This window comes from Vibrio sp. 1401 (assembly GCF_033340295.1).
Window position 1 is genome coordinate 1 of record NZ_JAWOWF010000753.1, and the last position, 541, is coordinate 541.

At 65.1% G+C, this 541-nt stretch carries 2 protein-coding genes and 1 pseudogene; all 3 read left to right on the top strand.

Features of this window, described 5'->3' with window-relative positions; genetic code table 11:
- Positions 1–178: pseudogene (locus tag R7Z77_RS27965) on the top strand (transcriptional regulator MerD); the annotation flags it as partial.
- Entirely contained in the window at positions 175–411 is a 237-nt protein-coding gene (gene merE, locus R7Z77_RS27970) for a broad-spectrum mercury transporter MerE (RefSeq protein ID WP_001087810.1), read from the top strand. The pseudogene R7Z77_RS27965 and the gene merE, both read left to right, overlap by 4 nt.
- A partial coding sequence (locus R7Z77_RS27975) for an EAL domain-containing protein (protein ID WP_318137381.1) occupies positions 408–541 on the top strand: 134 nt, incomplete at its 3' end. The genes merE and R7Z77_RS27975, both read left to right, overlap by 4 nt.

Sequence of the window (541 nt, forward strand, 5' to 3'; positions counted from 1 at the left end):
CGGCGCATTGGCGCGGCTGTGCCGGGCGCTGGATGCGGCGAACTGCGATGAAACTGCCGCGCAGCTTGCTGTGCTGCGTCAGTTCGTCGAACGCCGGCGCGAAGCGTTGGCCAATCTGGAAGTGCAGTTGGCCGCCATGCCGACCGCGCCGGCACAGCATGCGGAGAGTTTGCCATGAACAGCCCCGAGCGCATGCCGGCCGAGACACACAAGCCGTTCACCGGCTACCTGTGGGGTGCGCTGGCGGTGCTCACCTGTCCCTGTCATTTGCCGATTCTCGCCATTGTGCTGGCCGGCACGACGGCCGGCGCGTTCATCGGCGAGCACTGGGGTATTGCAGCCCTCACGCTGACCGGCTTGTTTGTCCTGTCTGTGACGCGGCTGCTGCGGGCCTTCAGAGGTCGATCATGAGCGCTTCCCAGCCAATTGAATGGACAGTGGCGCAACTGGCGCAGGCGGTCGAGCGCGGGCAGCTTGAGCTGCACTACCAGCCGATTGTCGATTTGCGCAGTGAGCAGATTGTCGGCGCGGAAGCCCTGTT